This is a genomic window from Lactococcus sp. NH2-7C, assembly GCF_029953655.1.
Classification (GTDB): Bacteria; Bacillota; Bacilli; order Lactobacillales; family Streptococcaceae; genus Lactococcus; species Lactococcus lactis.
The window spans coordinates 996,682-1,010,585 of sequence record NZ_CP124538.1 but is presented as its reverse complement, the minus strand read 5'-3'; the positions used below and the strand labels follow the sequence as shown (position 1 = coordinate 1,010,585).

The 13,904-nt window shown below is 35.1% G+C and carries 16 protein-coding genes and 1 tRNA gene; 16 read left to right on the top strand and 1 reads right to left on the bottom strand.

Going from position 1 to position 13,904, the window contains the following annotated elements; all coding sequences use genetic code 11:
- The first annotated feature begins 11 nt into the window (after positions 1-11).
- The 9 genes from QJV49_RS04840 (at position 12) to rpsO (ending at position 7,175) form a co-directional block, all read left to right on the top strand.
- Positions 12-359, top strand: coding sequence for a hypothetical protein (locus tag QJV49_RS04840; RefSeq protein WP_225513191.1), 348 nt, complete (start codon positions 12-14; stop codon positions 357-359).
- Between the two features lie 15 nt (positions 360-374).
- Positions 375-836 (top strand): phage holin, encoded by a 462-nt coding sequence (locus tag QJV49_RS04835; protein WP_225513192.1) that lies wholly within the window; start codon positions 375-377, stop codon positions 834-836.
- Between the two features lie 9 nt (positions 837-845).
- Positions 846-1,763, top strand: a complete 918-nt coding sequence (locus tag QJV49_RS04830) for a GH25 family lysozyme (protein ID WP_281449162.1) — start codon at positions 846-848, stop codon at positions 1,761-1,763.
- Positions 1,764-2,049: 286 nt separating this feature from the next.
- Positions 2,050-2,115: a hypothetical protein gene (locus tag QJV49_RS13230; protein WP_370632057.1), complete on the top strand. Its 66-nt coding sequence runs from the start codon at positions 2,050-2,052 to the stop codon at positions 2,113-2,115.
- Positions 2,116-2,400: 285 nt separating this feature from the next.
- A tRNA-OTHER gene (locus tag QJV49_RS04825) sits at positions 2,401-2,461 on the top strand.
- 246 nt (positions 2,462-2,707) lie between these two features.
- Positions 2,708-3,982: a 16S rRNA (cytosine(967)-C(5))-methyltransferase RsmB gene (gene rsmB, locus QJV49_RS04820; RefSeq protein WP_225511950.1), complete on the top strand. Its 1,275-nt coding sequence runs from the start codon at positions 2,708-2,710 to the stop codon at positions 3,980-3,982.
- A 79-nt stretch (positions 3,983-4,061) separates the two neighbouring features.
- Positions 4,062-4,838: a Stp1/IreP family PP2C-type Ser/Thr phosphatase gene (locus QJV49_RS04815; RefSeq protein ID WP_225511762.1), complete on the top strand. Its 777-nt coding sequence runs from the start codon at positions 4,062-4,064 to the stop codon at positions 4,836-4,838.
- The gene (gene pknB, locus QJV49_RS04810) at positions 4,838-6,724 is read left to right on the top strand and encodes a Stk1 family PASTA domain-containing Ser/Thr kinase (RefSeq protein WP_225511763.1); all 1,887 of its coding nucleotides are present in this window, start codon (positions 4,838-4,840) and stop codon (positions 6,722-6,724) included. The genes QJV49_RS04815 and pknB overlap by 1 nt, the downstream gene beginning before the upstream one ends.
- Positions 6,725-6,905: 181 nt before the next feature.
- Complete coding sequence (gene rpsO, locus QJV49_RS04805; RefSeq protein ID WP_015427039.1) at positions 6,906-7,175, top strand: 30S ribosomal protein S15; 270 nt, start codon at positions 6,906-6,908, stop codon at positions 7,173-7,175.
- A gap of 77 nt (positions 7,176-7,252) precedes the next feature.
- On the opposite strand, the gene proC is transcribed toward rpsO, so the two are convergent.
- Positions 7,253-8,041 (bottom strand): pyrroline-5-carboxylate reductase, encoded by a 789-nt coding sequence (gene proC / locus QJV49_RS04800; RefSeq protein ID WP_225511764.1) that lies wholly within the window; start codon positions 8,039-8,041, stop codon positions 7,253-7,255.
- A gap of 228 nt (positions 8,042-8,269) precedes the next feature.
- Here proC and glmU point away from each other — a divergent pair, with 228 nt between their 5' ends.
- From glmU to QJV49_RS04765, 7 genes are all read left to right on the top strand, one after another.
- A complete protein-coding gene (glmU, locus tag QJV49_RS04795) occupies positions 8,270-9,646 on the top strand; it encodes a bifunctional UDP-N-acetylglucosamine diphosphorylase/glucosamine-1-phosphate N-acetyltransferase GlmU (protein WP_225511765.1) in 1,377 nt (458 codons plus the stop codon).
- A gap of 104 nt (positions 9,647-9,750) precedes the next feature.
- Positions 9,751-10,335, top strand: a complete 585-nt coding sequence (locus tag QJV49_RS04790; RefSeq protein ID WP_225511766.1) for an NUDIX hydrolase — start codon at positions 9,751-9,753, stop codon at positions 10,333-10,335.
- Positions 10,328-10,606 carry a cell wall synthase accessory phosphoprotein MacP gene (gene macP / locus QJV49_RS04785; RefSeq protein ID WP_003130796.1) on the top strand — a complete coding sequence of 93 codons (279 nt, stop codon included), beginning with the start codon at positions 10,328-10,330 and terminating at the stop codon, positions 10,604-10,606. The genes QJV49_RS04790 and macP overlap by 8 nt, the downstream gene beginning before the upstream one ends.
- Positions 10,607-10,636: 30 nt before the next feature.
- Complete coding sequence (locus QJV49_RS04780) at positions 10,637-11,317, top strand: 5'-methylthioadenosine/adenosylhomocysteine nucleosidase (protein ID WP_012898438.1); 681 nt, start codon at positions 10,637-10,639, stop codon at positions 11,315-11,317.
- 57 nt (positions 11,318-11,374) lie between these two features.
- Positions 11,375-11,968 carry a bis(5'-nucleosyl)-tetraphosphatase (symmetrical) YqeK gene (gene yqeK, locus QJV49_RS04775; RefSeq protein WP_225511767.1) on the top strand — a complete coding sequence of 198 codons (594 nt, stop codon included), beginning with the start codon at positions 11,375-11,377 and terminating at the stop codon, positions 11,966-11,968.
- 128 nt (positions 11,969-12,096) lie between these two features.
- Positions 12,097-13,407 (top strand): C1 family peptidase, encoded by a 1,311-nt coding sequence (pepC, locus tag QJV49_RS04770; RefSeq protein WP_225511768.1) that lies wholly within the window; start codon positions 12,097-12,099, stop codon positions 13,405-13,407.
- 81 nt (positions 13,408-13,488) lie between these two features.
- Positions 13,489-13,893 carry a MerR family transcriptional regulator gene (locus QJV49_RS04765; protein ID WP_225511769.1) on the top strand — a complete coding sequence of 135 codons (405 nt, stop codon included), beginning with the start codon at positions 13,489-13,491 and terminating at the stop codon, positions 13,891-13,893.
- Positions 13,894-13,904 lie beyond the last annotated feature (11 nt).

Below are 13,904 nucleotides of genomic sequence, written 5' to 3'. Positions count from 1 at the left end.
AAGCAGGGGTTATGGAATTAAAACAGCTCGTAGAGCAGCATGAGACTAAACTCAAACAACATGACAAGGAACTGTCTCGACTTAACGACATGTCGGTTGAAATGCAAAAACAAATGAGCGAAGGACTTGCTCGTGTAGATGAATCAAACCGTTTTTTAAGGGAACAGAATACTCGTCAATCAGAACAGAATGCGCAAATTTTGCAAGCCGTCATTAAAGGCAATGAAAGTTCAGATGAACGACAATTTCAGTTGAAGTTGCTTGATAAAACAAACTTTTGGAAATTGATTTTCGGAATTGGCGGAGCGTCGGCTGCCATATATACGATTATCATGGAAATTATAAAATTAATTAGATAAAAGAGGAAAAATAAAATGGATCAAAATTTAATGACAATCTTTAGTGGTATTTTAACAGTAGTCGGCTCTGTAGTATCTTACTTCATTTCACAGGCTGCTAAAAAACATAGCAATACAAAAGATATGGATGCTCTGGCTAAAGTGGCTAATCAGGCGGTAAGTTGGGCACAGAAAAACTTCAATGAGAATCCCGAAAAGTTATCTGAAGCGATTAACTATGTGACGGAAGAAGCTAAGAATCTTAAAATCAAGACTAATCCAGCTCAGATTGAAGCTCAAATTGAAGCTTCTTTGGCTCAGTTGAAAAAGAACTTTACTGCTGACCCAGCTAAAACAATTAAAGATGTTGCGCAAGCTACATCTGAAGTTGCTCAATCAGTATCTAAAACAGCAGATACTATTTCTATCAATGCTGAAGAACTGGCTAATCTTGTGGAACCAATTATTAATGGAACAGAAGGACTCACTGAAGAATAGGAGGCTATTATGAATGGAATTGACATTTCCAGTTATCAAGCAGAATTGAATGCTGGAATTGTTCCTTCTGACTTTGTATTTATTAAAGCTACTGAGGGAACAAAATATATTAATCCAACTTGGGAAGAGCAAGCTGGACAAGTGATTCAAACAAATAAACTTCTAGGTTTCTACCATTTTTCTAGTGTAGAAAACCCAATCGCAGAAGCTGATTTCTTTATCAGCGTTGTTAAAGACTATATTGGTAAAGCAGTTCTAGTCTTAGACTTTGAAGCTGGGGCAATCAATGCATGGGGAACTGTTGGCGCTCGTCAATTTTTGAATCGTGTAAAAGAAAAAACTGGCATCAATCCAATGATTTACATGTCATCAGAGGTTACTCGTCAGTTTAACTGGAGTATTACCTCAGGAAATACTCCTTTGTGGGTTGCTCAATATGCTTCTACAAGTCCTACAGGCTATCAATCAGAACCTTGGTCAGATGGCAAAGGATATGGCGCTTGGAGTTCAGCAGCGATTCATCAGTACAGTTCATCAGGAACTTTAATGAACTGGAACGGACAGCTTGATTTAAACTTAGCTTATATCAACGCTAATCAATGGAAGCAACTGGCTGGTGGAAGTTCTACATCACAAAATAACAACAACTCAAATACTAATTCACAATTGGAGGATGATGACCTTATGAAATTTACATATCAAATTATTGATGCAAAAACAGGAAAAACGCAAGGAACTATTTATTACTATGATGGAAATAAAGTAGTTGCTTTGTCTCATGAAGATCAACTTAAAATTATTCGTCAAATCTATAAAGAGACAACAGGAAAAGACTTGAAACAGTATAGTTGGCGGACAGATGCCCCTTGGTATGTCCGTTTCATGCAAGCGATCAATCAAAAAGCAGTGGAAATTGCTTGGAAATAAAATTAACCCTGACTTCGGTCAGGGTTTTTTTTGTTAATAAATGTTACTTCGTCATTTTATTGATGTTGTTATAATGATGGAATCATGAATGCTATTCCAATTACAAATACAAATAGCTAAGTGTTTATGAAGAGATAAAGCGCCTTTTCCAAAGCGATGGCGTTTTTCTTTACAAAGAAAACGGAAAGTTATATAATGTTCTTATTCCAAAAAAACTTTTTCATAAAGACTCCTAAGCGTCCCTCTCCTAACTGGGGCGCTTTTTTTGTGCTATAATATATTCGGGATGATTGTGGGATTTCATCCTATTTCTAGAGTTAAGCTGCTCTTCGGAGTGGCTTTTTTCAAATAAAAAAGCTCTAGCTGGATGACTTCAAGGAGTCCAACTAGAGGATGATGTGTGTTAGTACAAATTCAGAAAAAGTTTACTATATACAAAACATAGGAGGTACTAACAATTTAAATATTAACAATTTTTCAGACAATTGTCAATTATTTATTAATAATATACACATTAAGGTGAGATATGCTATAATATATAACCAGTGGACGAGAAAAGTACTCTTATAGTGTATAATCTAGTAATCGGCAGTTCCGTCCACACTTATAAATTTATAAGTGCTGCAGATTATTATTTGGTTCTTTAGCTCAGTTGGTAGTTAACCGTTCGGTCGCTGGTTCGAGTCCAGCAAGAACCATAAATAAATGTATATTAAAATAGTAGAAACTTCTAAAAGGAGTTTTTTTAGTTACGTTAATTAAAATAAAAAACTGTATATCTAAGATATACAGCCTCTTGCCCGACAAAAATTAGTTACGTTTTTAGTTACGTTTTAGAAGTAACTCATAGGTATTCATTAGTACAATAATTTTTATAAATCCCACAAAACAGGGTTTGGCGGTATCTATTGACATTTATTGACACAGTATGCCATAATAGCTCTATGACAAAAAATGCAAGACAAACCGCACTCGATATTTTGAATGATATTTTTGGTAATGATGCGTACGCCAATATCTCATTAGATCGAAATTTGCGAGATTCTGAACTATCCACAGTTGATAAAGCTTTTGTGACTGCCCTTGTATATGGGGTGGTTTCTAAAAAAGTTTTATTAGAGTGGTACATTGCCCCTTTCTTGAAAAAAGAACCAAAACCTTGGGCAAAAATCCTTCTATTAATTACAGTTTACCAAATCTTATTTATGGATAAGGTTCCAACTTCGGCAGCAGTAGATGAAGCAGTAAAAATCGCTAAACGACATGACGGACAAGCGACAGCTAATTTTATTAACGCTGTGTTACGTAATTTCATGCGTTCTGAACGTCAAAATGAAGAACCGAAGGACTGGGAAACAAAATATTCAATGCCCAAACTTTTATTGGACAAAATGGTCCGTCAATTTGGTGGAAAAAGAACAGGAGAAATTCTAGAAAGTCTTGAAAAGCCAAGCCATGTTAGCCTACGTAAAATTGACCCCACTGTTGAATTGGCGGGAACACGTCCATCTCTACTGACAGAAACAGCTTTAATTGCTGACAGCGGAAATTTTTCAATGACAGATGAATTTCAATCTGGAAAAATTACAATTCAAGACGAAACAAGTCAATTAGTTGCTCCTCAACTTGATTTAGAAGGAACAGAAGAAATTCTTGACGCTTGTGCAGCTCCTGGTGGTAAAAGTACTCATATGGCTCATTATTTAACAAGTGGCCATATCACAGCACTAGACCTATATGAGCATAAACTTGATTTAATTAATCAAAATGCGCAACGTCAACATGTTGCAGATAAAATAACTACTCGAAAAGCAGATGCAACAATGATTTTTGAAGAATTTGGTCCAGAGAAATTTGACCGAATTCTTGTGGACGCTCCCTGTTCAGGCATTGGATTAATTCGACGCAAACCAGATATTCGCTATAGAAAAGAAAGTTCGGATTTTGTTGATTTACAAAAAATTCAGCTAGAAATTCTAAACAGCGCCTCGAAAAGCCTGAAAAAAAGTGGTATAATGGTATACAGTACTTGTACAATTTTTGATGAAGAGAACTTTGATGTTGTTCGTCAATTTCTGAAAAATCATCCTAATTTTGAACAAGTTGAAATTTCTAGTGATAAGTCAGAGATGATTAAAGAGGGGTGTATTTTCATCACTCCAGAAATGTATCATACAGACGGCTTTTTCATCGCGAAATTTAAGAAAATAGGCGAATAATTGCTGACAAATATTTTTTTTAATTCTGTTAGTAATTTTTAGACCTAGAATAAAACTTTATTCTTGTTAAGGAGAAAAAGTGGAATACAGTATTTTATCAGATATCGGTTCAAAACGTAGTACTAATCAAGACTATGCCGGTACTTATGTTAATCGTGCAGGTTATCAGCTTTTCTTATTGGCTGATGGCATGGGCGGACACAAAGCAGGTAATGTCGCAAGTAAACTTACCGTAGAAGATCTCGGCAAACTGTGGTCAGAGACATTTTTTGATGCGGGAACACCAGAAGCAACTCTTGAGATTTGGCTTAAAAATCAAATACGTAATGAAAACGAAAATATTGCCAGTCTTGGAAAACTTGACGAGTACCAAGGAATGGGAACAACCCTTGAAGCTTTGGTCATTAAAGCAGGAATGCTTGTTTCTGCCCATGTTGGGGATAGCCGGACGTATTTAATGCGAGATGGTGAATTAAATAAAATAACCACAGACCATTCTTTAGTTCAAGAACTTGTAGATGCAGGCCAAATTACTGAAGAAGAAGCTGAGGTTCATCCAAACAAAAACATTATCACTCGTTCACTTGGACAAACTAATGAAGTTCAGGCTGATATTCAAGTTTTAGAACTTCAAGTTGGAGACGTCATTTTAATGAACTCAGATGGCTTGACTAATATGGTTTCAACGGCTGAAATTATGGAAATTTTGGAACGAGAAGACTTAACTTTAGACAATAAATCTGAGGCATTAGTTCGTTTAGCCAATGAACATGGAGGTTTGGATAATATTACCGTCGTTTTGATTAAGTATGATGAAACGTCAGAAAACGAGACACCAACGCAGGAGGTTAGTTGATGATTCAAATCGGTAAAATCTTTGCCGATCGTTATCGGATTATCAAAGAAATCGGACGGGGCGGGATGGCGAACGTTTATCAAGGAGAGGATACTTTTCTTGGCGATCGCTTAGTTGCAATAAAAGTCCTACGTTCAAATTTTGAAAATGATGACATCGCAATTGCTCGCTTTCAGCGAGAAGCTTTTGCAATGGCAGAGCTTTCACATCCAAATATCGTAGGTATTTCTGACGTCGGTGAGTTTGAAAGTCAACAATACATTGTCATGGAATTTGTTGACGGAATGACTCTTAAACAATATATTAATCAAAATGCTCCTTTAGCAAACGATGAAGCGATTGAAATCATTACTGAAATTTTGTCAGCAATGGATATGGCTCATTCACACGGTATTATTCATCGTGACTTAAAACCTCAAAATGTTTTGGTTTCCAGTAGTGGAACTGTAAAAGTAACAGATTTTGGGATTGCTAAAGCACTTTCTGAAACTTCATTAACTCAAACAAACACAATGTTTGGTTCAGTTCATTATTTATCACCTGAACAAGCGCGTGGTTCAAATGCGACTGTACAGTCAGATATTTATGCGATTGGAATCATTTTATTTGAACTTTTAACTGGTCAAATTCCATTTGATGGGGATTCTGCAGTTGCTATTGCCCTAAAACATTTCCAAGAGAGTATTCCAAGCATCATTAACCTCAACCCAGAAGTCCCACAAGCTTTGGAAAATGTTGTCATTAAAGCCACAGCAAAAGATATTAAAAATCGCTATACTGATGTGGAAGAAATGATGACTGATGTCGCAACTTCAACAAGTCTTGACCGCCGTGGGGAAGAAAAATTAGTTTTTAATAAGGACCATGATGAAACTAAAATCATGCCTGCTAATTTAATCAATCCTTATGATACTAAGCCTCTGATTGATAAAAAAGAAGAAGAGGATTCGCCAACAGGTGAAAAATCTGCGAGCTTAGAAAAAGGAAATAAAACTAAAAAATCTAAAAAAGGTTTGATTATTGGCCTTATTATTCTCCTTTTAGTTATTGGTGGAGGTGCTTTAGCTTGGGTTGCTTCAACACCAAGTAATGTTAAAGTACCAAATGTGACAAATTCTACACTTAGTCAAGCTGAAAGTAAAATTAAAGCCGCAAAACTTAAAGTAGGGACGGTTCATAAGCAGCAAAGTTCAACAATTGATGAAGGGAAAGTCATAAAGACTGACCCAGACAAAGGAACAACTGTAAGATCCAATAGTTCTGTTGATATTTATGTTTCTACAGGAAATGAAAATATCATTAAAATGAAGGATTTTGTTGGTGAAAAAATTGATGAAGCCATGGCCACTCTACTTAAAGATTATGGAATAGATGAAAGTAAAGTCACTCAAACTTCTGTTCCTAGTGATTCTTATCCAGCAGGTACGATTATTAAACAAACACCTAAAAAAGGTTCTAGTTTTGATATCTCCGGAAGTGAAAAGATTACTTTTGAAGTTTCAAGTGGAAAACAAGTTAAAGTTCCTGATTATAAACCCGATGGGCAATATATGACTTATTCACAATATCAAGCTGCCTTGAAATCCGCAGGATTTACTAATATTACATTAGATCCTCAAGCAACAACAAGTCAACAAGCTGATGGTTATGTTTACTCAGTATATCCAAATGTAGGAACATCTGTCGATCCAAATCAAGAAATTGTAGTAACTTATAGCGTTTATACTGCTCCAAGTTCAAGTTCAACGACCTCTGAATCGACAACAACGTCCGAAACTTCTTCAAGTACTTCAAGCTCTACTACGACAACTCAGTCATCAGAGAATACTAATCCTAGTAGCAGTAGTAGTGCCAAAGAATCTTCAACAACAACTTCAAATAGTTAAGAAAATTAAACTAGGAATCATGTATTCCTAGTTTTTTTGATAAACGAGTTAACTGCAAGAGACTTGCAAAATTAGGCAAAAAAGTGTATCATGGTAGAGTAGTTTTTTACAACCCATTCTTGGTTTCATGCTTGCCAAGCTGTCACTCGGACTGGGCAATACAAATAAAGGAGAAAAACTCATGGCAATTTCAAAAGAAAAAAAACAAGAAATCATCGCTCAATACGCTCGTAAAGAAGGCGATACTGGTTCACCAGAAGTACAAATCGCTGTATTGACTTGGGAAATCAACCACCTTAACGACCATATTAAATCTCATAAAAAAGACCACGCAACTCAACGTGGTTTGATGAAAAAAATCGGTCACCGTCGTAACCTTCTTGGATATCTTCGTGAAAAAGACGTTCAACGTTACCGTGAACTTATCGCTTCATTGGGACTTCGTCGTTAATAAAAAATGCCATATGGCATTTTTTATTTTATAAATTAAAAACTAAAAGGAGCATTATCCTTCTAGTTTTTTTCTTTTCAAAGATTTTTTTCTTTTTCGATAGTAGCACTAATAGCATCAATGACTGTTCCAATAAAATGATTTTGTTCCAAGCTGACTACGCCAGCAACAGTAGTTCCACCAGGACTTGATACTTTATCAACTAATGACCAAGGATTTTCACCACTTTGGAGAATCATTTCAGCTGAAGCGCGAACCGTTTCGGCAACAATTGCTGTGGCTTGATCTTTAGGAATACCATGTAATACACCAGCACGTGCCATGGCATCAATGAACATATAAATAAAGGCAGGGCTTGAACCGGCAATTGCTGCAAATGTTGAAAAATCTTTTTCAGAAATTTCATGGACAGAACCAGTTGATTTAAAAATTTCTTGAACTGTAGCATAAGCAGAATCATCAACAAATTCATTTTTGACAATGGCTGATGTTGATTGACCAATTTGTGCATTTATATTTGGCATCACTCGGATGATCGGTTGATTTTCTGAATCAGCCAGATGTTTCAAATCTGATAAAGTGAGTCCCGCAGCAATTGAGATTAATGTTTTGTCTTTAGTTAAATGATTGATTAATTTACTTAAAACAGAAGGAAGTACTTGAGGTTTAACTGATAGAATGATAAAATCGGATTCTTGAACAAGTTCTTCGTGATTAATTGCGGCCGTAACATTAAGAGTTTCCGCCTGATTCTGAGTCTTTGATAAATTATGACCAGAAATAATAATTTTGAATTTATTTTTGTCAAGTCCAGAAATGATTGCTGTTGCCATTTTTCCGACTCCAATAAAACCTATTGTTTTCATAAATAAAATCCCTTCTTTTCTTTTCGTCCATTTTATCATAAAAAGTAAAAATAAATCACTTTAGTAGCATCGTAAAATAAATCAACTATTTTGGAAAAGGATAGAATAAGCATTTGGAATCCACAAGTACTAAGAAAATTTGCATTAAAAAGATAACGAAAATGCACTTTGATTATGGTATAATTAGGTAAACATTTTATTTTATTTGTAATAATAAAGGAGAAATCTATGAATAAATTCGCAATTGTCCTGGCGGCTGGTAAAGGAACACGTATGAAGTCTGCGCTTCCTAAAGTGTTACATCAAGTGGCTGGGAAATCAATGCTTGCTCATGTCCTCAGTAGTGTTTCTGGAGTAGAAACTACTAAGAATGTAGTGATTGTTGGGCATGAAGCAGATCGCGTGATTGCAACCTTGCCTAAAGGGACTCAATTTGTGAAACAAGTTGAGCAATTGGGAACGGGTCATGCCGTTCGAATTGCTGCGGATTTATTGGCAAATGAAGATGGGGCAACTCTCGTAATTGCTGGTGATACACCACTAATTACTGGACAAACTTTAGAAGCACTTTTTGATTATCACTTTGCACAAAATGCAACAGCAACTATCTTGACAGCCATTGCACCAAATCCAACAGGATATGGACGAATTATTCGTGATGAAAATGGCTCAGTAGAAAAGATTGTTGAGCAAAAAGATGCGAATGATTTTGAAAAATCAATTACCGAAATTAATACTGGGACTTACATTTTTGATAATAAGTCACTTTTCAAAGCATTAAATGAAATCACAACTGATAATGCCCAAGGAGAATATTATTTGACAGATGTCATTGAAATTTTCAAAAAAGCTGGTCAAACGGTAGCGGCTCATATTCTTGATGATTTTGACGAAAGTTTGGGTGTTAATGACCGTGTTGCCCTTTCACAAGCTGAGTTGACGATGCGCAAACGAATCAATCATCAACATATGGTGAATGGTGTAACCCTTATCGATCCTGCGACAACTTATATTGACAGTGAGGTTACGATTGGTGAAGAAACTGTGATTGAAGCAAGTGTAACAATAAAAGGAAATACCTTTATTGGTAAAAATGTTTTGATTACAAATGGTAGCCGAATTGAAAATTCAGAAATTCATTCAAACTGTGAGATTCGTAATTCAACGGTTGAAGAAAGCAGAATGAGTGTTGGAAGTAATGTAGGGCCTTATGCTCACTTGCGTCCCGGAACTGTTTTGAGCGAAGAAGTTCATGTTGGAAACTTTGTCGAAATTAAAGGTTCAACGCTTGGTAAAGGTACAAAAGCTGGTCACTTGACTTATATTGGAAATGCAACGGTTGGTGAGAAAGTGAACTTTGGTGCTGGAACAATTACAGCAAACTTTGATGGTAAAAATAAATTCAATACTGAAATTGATGACTTTGCCTTTATTGGTTCGAATTCAACAATTATTGCTCCATTGCATATCGGTAAAAATGCCTTAACAGCAGCAGGTTCTGTTGTAACTGAGGATGTACCAGATGAAGCAGTAGAAATTGGACGTGGAAAACAAGTGAATAAACTTGGACGTGCTAAAAAAATGCCACATTATCGTGGTCAATAATTAACAAATAAAAGAAAGAGTTTCTCCTGAAGCTCTTTCCTTCGATTTTGATGAGAAAACTATTCTTTAAATTATTTTAAAAAGTTTTCGGAAGAAAGGACACAATGTTAAATTTTGATGATAAAAAATTTGAAGAAAAAACTTTAGCTAGAGAAGAAATTTTTAGTGGGAAGATTTTTCATGTTGTAAAAGACGTAGTTTCTTTGCATGATGGACAAGAGAGTTTTAGAGAACTTGTTTTTCATAATGGAGGAACAGCGATTGCACCTGTTCACAACAATAAGATGATTTTAGTTGGTCAATATCGTAAAGCATTGGAAAAATTTATTTTTGAAATTCCGGCAGGAAAACTTGAAAAAGGTGAAGAAAAAGATCCCAAAGCTGCAGCCTTAAGAGAGCTCGAAGAAGAGACGGGATATCTGGCGAAAGATTTGACAGAAATTACAGCTTTTTATGGGACACCCGGTTTTTCATCAGAGAAAACATATGTCTATTTCTCATCAAATTTAACAAAAGTGGAACATCCAAAACCCGCTGATGACGGTGAATTTTTGGAACAAATTGAAGTCACTTTAAGCGAAGCAAAAAAAATGATTGAGCTTGAACAAATTGCGGATGCAAAAACAATTATGGCTATTTGGTATTGGGAAATGCAATATTTGAAAAAGGAGCTTGAAAATAATGCCTAAACCTCTTTTAACAGACGAAGTAATTGAACAAGCAAAACAGGATAAGAAAAATCTTGAACGCAGATTGCAAAGAGAGCTTGAAGAAGATACTGAAATCGCTGAAAAATACGATAGTATTGAGAAAAATTTAAGCAAAAATGCTGTTTATAAAAGTCGAAGAATTGAAAATGCCAAGGCTCAAAAACGTGGGAAAGCAATTAATAAATGGCTTTTCATCGTTACATTAATTGTTGTTCTATTGGCAGTAGCTTTCTTTTTATACTACTTTTAGAGAGTAAAAAGATTAGAAAAAAGGTAAAAAATGAAAATAGGAATTATTTGTGCGATGGATGAAGAAATTCGCATACTTGTTGAAAACTTAGAAAATGCAGAAAAACATACTCGTCATGGTTTAGTTTTTCATACAGGTTCAATTGGCCGGCATGAAGTGGTCCTTGTCCAATCTGGAATTGGTAAAGTGATGTCTGCTTTGGCAGTTGGATTTTTGGTTGACATTTTTGATGTCGACGCCATTATCAATACTGGCTCAGCGGGAGCAGTTGCTCAAGGTTTAGCAATTGGTGATGTTGTAGTTGCTGATAAACTTGCTTATCATGATGTTGATGTTACTGCTTTTGGTTATGCTTATGGCCAAATGGCTCAACAACCTTTGTATTTTGAATCAAGTAAATATTTTGTTTCTGAGTTGAAAAAAGTTTTAGAAAATGTGCATGTTGGATTGATTACTAGTTCGGATAGTTTTATCAGTAGCTCTAGTAAAATTGCTGAGATTAAAGAGCATTTTCCGGATGTTTTAGCCGTTGAAATGGAAGGGGCTTCTATTGCTCAGGCAGCAACAGCACTTGGAAAACCATTTGTAATTATTCGTGCGATGTCTGATACTGCTGACCATGATGCTAATGTTAATTTTGATAAATTTATTATTGAAGCAGGAAAAAAATCAGCTGAGGGCTTGATTCGTTTACTCGAAGAAATGGTATAAAATTGGAATCTATCTTTTGATAGATTTTTCTTTTTATGAGAACTAAGAGGAAGTGAAATGGGAGAAATCAAGGATAAAAGATTAGAACTCTTAATTGAGGAAGTTAATATTTTTTTGAATAATGACCAATTGTTTGAGCACTGTTTGGCAGTGGCAAAGACGGCTGAGGCACTGACAGAAGAATTAACTGATTCTAATGAAAGAAGTTCGCAAGCTTTTATAGCAGGACTTTTACATGATATTGGTGGAATTTATCCAAATGATCAAAGAGTAGAAAAAGCAGAAATTTTTAATATCGAATTACTGACAGAAGAGCGTGAATTTCCATTAATTATTCATCAGAAACTTTCTAAGTATTTGGCGAGCCAACATTTTAAAATTACTGACGAACAAGTTCTGTCAGCAATTGAATGTCATACTACGTTAAGAAAAAATTTTACAGAATTGGACTTGATTGTTTTTCTTGCTGACAAAATTAGCTGGGATGGTGGAGATAATGCGCCATTTAGGCAGGGATTACTGACAGCTCTGTCAGTAAATTTGCAAAGTGCGGCACTTTATTATATTAATTTCATTATTGATGATGGATTGAAAGTTGCACATCCATGGCTTTTAGAAGCAAAGAAAGATTTAGAAAATCAGCTTTCCTAGCTGATTTTTTTGATAATTTAGATTATAATAGAAGAATGTAAAAAATAATAGAATATCATTATTCAAAATTGATAATGATTATTTTTATCGAAACTTTTGTCAGAAGTTTCGATTTATTGGGAGGTATTATGACAGTAACATCAGATTTCGCACAAAAACTCTACGAAAATTTTGCAGAAAATACAAAATTGCGTGCGGTGGAAAATGCCGTGACTAAAAATGGTTTGCTTTCATCACTCGAAGTCCGTGGTTCGCATGCAGCAAATTTGCCTGAGTTTTCAATTGACTTGACAAAAGACCCTGTAACGAATCAAAAACAATCTGGTCGTTGCTGGATGTTTGCCGCTTTGAACACTTTCCGTCATAAATTTATCAATGAATTTAAAACAGAGGATTTTGAGTTTTCACAAGCTTACACTTTCTTCTGGGATAAATATGAAAAATCAAACTGGTTCATGGAACAAATTATTGGTGATATTGAAATGGATGATCGTCGTTTGAAATTCCTTTTACAAACACCACAACAAGATGGCGGCCAATGGGATATGATGGTTGCAATTTTTGAAAAATATGGAATTGTTCCCAAAGCTGTTTATCCTGAATCACAAGCTTCAAGTAGCTCACGTGAATTGAATCAATACTTGAATAAACTACTCCGTCAAGATGCAGAAATCTTACGTTATACAATTGAGCAAGGTGGAGATGTAGAAGCAGTTAAAGAAGAACTTTTACAAGAAGTCTTTAATTTCCTAGCGGTAACTTTAGGTTTGCCACCACAAAATTTTGAATTTGCTTTCCGTAATAAAGATAATGAATATAAAAAATTTGTTGGTAGTCCAAAAGAATTTTACAATGAATATGTTGGAATTGATTTGAATAATTATGTGTCAGTAATCAATGCTCCAACTGCTGACAAACCTTATAATAAGAGCTACACAGTTGAATTTCTGGGAAATGTTGTCGGTGGTAAAGAAGTGAAACATTTGAATGTTGAAATGGATCGCTTTAAAAAATTGGCCATTGCCCAAATGCAAGCTGGTGAAACAGTTTGGTTCGGATGTGACGTGGGTCAAGAATCAAATCGTTCAGCAGGACTTTTGACAATGGATTCTTATGATTTTAAATCTTCATTGGATATTGAATTTACTCAAAGCAAAGCAGGACGTCTTGATTATGGTGAGTCGTTGATGACGCATGCCATGGTTTTAGCGGGTGTTGATTTAGATGCTGATGGGAATTCAACTAAATGGAAAGTTGAAAATTCATGGGGTAAAGATGCGGGTCAAAAAGGATATTTTGTTGCCTCTGATGAGTGGATGGATGAATATACTTATCAAATTGTTGTCCGTAAAGATCTTTTAACTGAAGAGGAATTGGCTGCTTACGAAGAGAAACCTCAAGTACTTCTACCATGGGACCCAATGGGTGCTTTAGCTTAATTTGCAAACAAAGAACATTTAACTTTAGGTTAAATGTTTTTTTATTGACTTAAAGTTCACTTCAAGTGTTAAAATAAAAGAATGAATATAAAAAAAGCTGCTGAATTATCAGGGATGAAAACAGATAATATAAGGTATTATGAAAGAATTGGGCTGATTCCTAAAATTACACGGACAGAATCTGGAATAAGAAATTTTACAGAAGCTAATATTAGAACTTTGAAATTTGTCAAACACATGCGAGATGCAGGTGTGCAAGTTGAACCTTTGACCCGTTATATGGCATTAGTGAATGAGGGAAATCCTGAAACGAAAGAAGAAAGAATTGAAATTTTGAAGAACCAAGTTGAACAATTGAGAACAGAAATTAGTGAAAAGCAATCTGCCTTGGATTATTTGACATTCAAAATTGAAAATTATGATGAAGTGATGTTGCCAAATGAAATTAATTTGAACCAAAGTTCAAAAGAAACAATCAAGATTTAAATAGGAAAAGA

Bases quoted from the DNA above. Each gene is read 5' to 3' on its own strand.
- QJV49_RS04830 (WP_281449162.1), top strand. From the start codon at position 846: ATGAATGGAATTGACATTTCCAGTTATCAAGCAGAATTGAATGCTGGA.
- rsmB (WP_225511950.1), top strand. From the start codon at position 2,708: ATGACAAAAAATGCAAGACAAACCGCACTCGATATTTTGAATGATATT.
- QJV49_RS04780 (WP_012898438.1), top strand. From the start codon at position 10,637: ATGAAAATAGGAATTATTTGTGCGATGGATGAAGAAATTCGCATACTT.
- yqeK (WP_225511767.1), top strand. From the start codon at position 11,375: ATGGGAGAAATCAAGGATAAAAGATTAGAACTCTTAATTGAGGAAGTT.
- QJV49_RS04790 (WP_225511766.1), top strand. From the start codon at position 9,751: ATGTTAAATTTTGATGATAAAAAATTTGAAGAAAAAACTTTAGCTAGA.
- pepC (WP_225511768.1), top strand. From the start codon at position 12,097: ATGACAGTAACATCAGATTTCGCACAAAAACTCTACGAAAATTTTGCA.
- pknB (WP_225511763.1), top strand. From the start codon at position 4,838: ATGATTCAAATCGGTAAAATCTTTGCCGATCGTTATCGGATTATCAAA.
- macP (WP_003130796.1), top strand. From the start codon at position 10,328: ATGCCTAAACCTCTTTTAACAGACGAAGTAATTGAACAAGCAAAACAG.
- proC (WP_225511764.1), bottom strand. From the start codon at position 8,041: ATGAAAACAATAGGTTTTATTGGAGTCGGAAAAATGGCAACAGCAATC.
- rpsO (WP_015427039.1), top strand. From the start codon at position 6,906: ATGGCAATTTCAAAAGAAAAAAAACAAGAAATCATCGCTCAATACGCT.
- QJV49_RS04765 (WP_225511769.1), top strand. From the start codon at position 13,489: ATGAATATAAAAAAAGCTGCTGAATTATCAGGGATGAAAACAGATAAT.
- glmU (WP_225511765.1), top strand. From the start codon at position 8,270: ATGAATAAATTCGCAATTGTCCTGGCGGCTGGTAAAGGAACACGTATG.
- QJV49_RS04835 (WP_225513192.1), top strand. From the start codon at position 375: ATGGATCAAAATTTAATGACAATCTTTAGTGGTATTTTAACAGTAGTC.
- QJV49_RS04840 (WP_225513191.1), top strand. From the start codon at position 12: ATGGAATTAAAACAGCTCGTAGAGCAGCATGAGACTAAACTCAAACAA.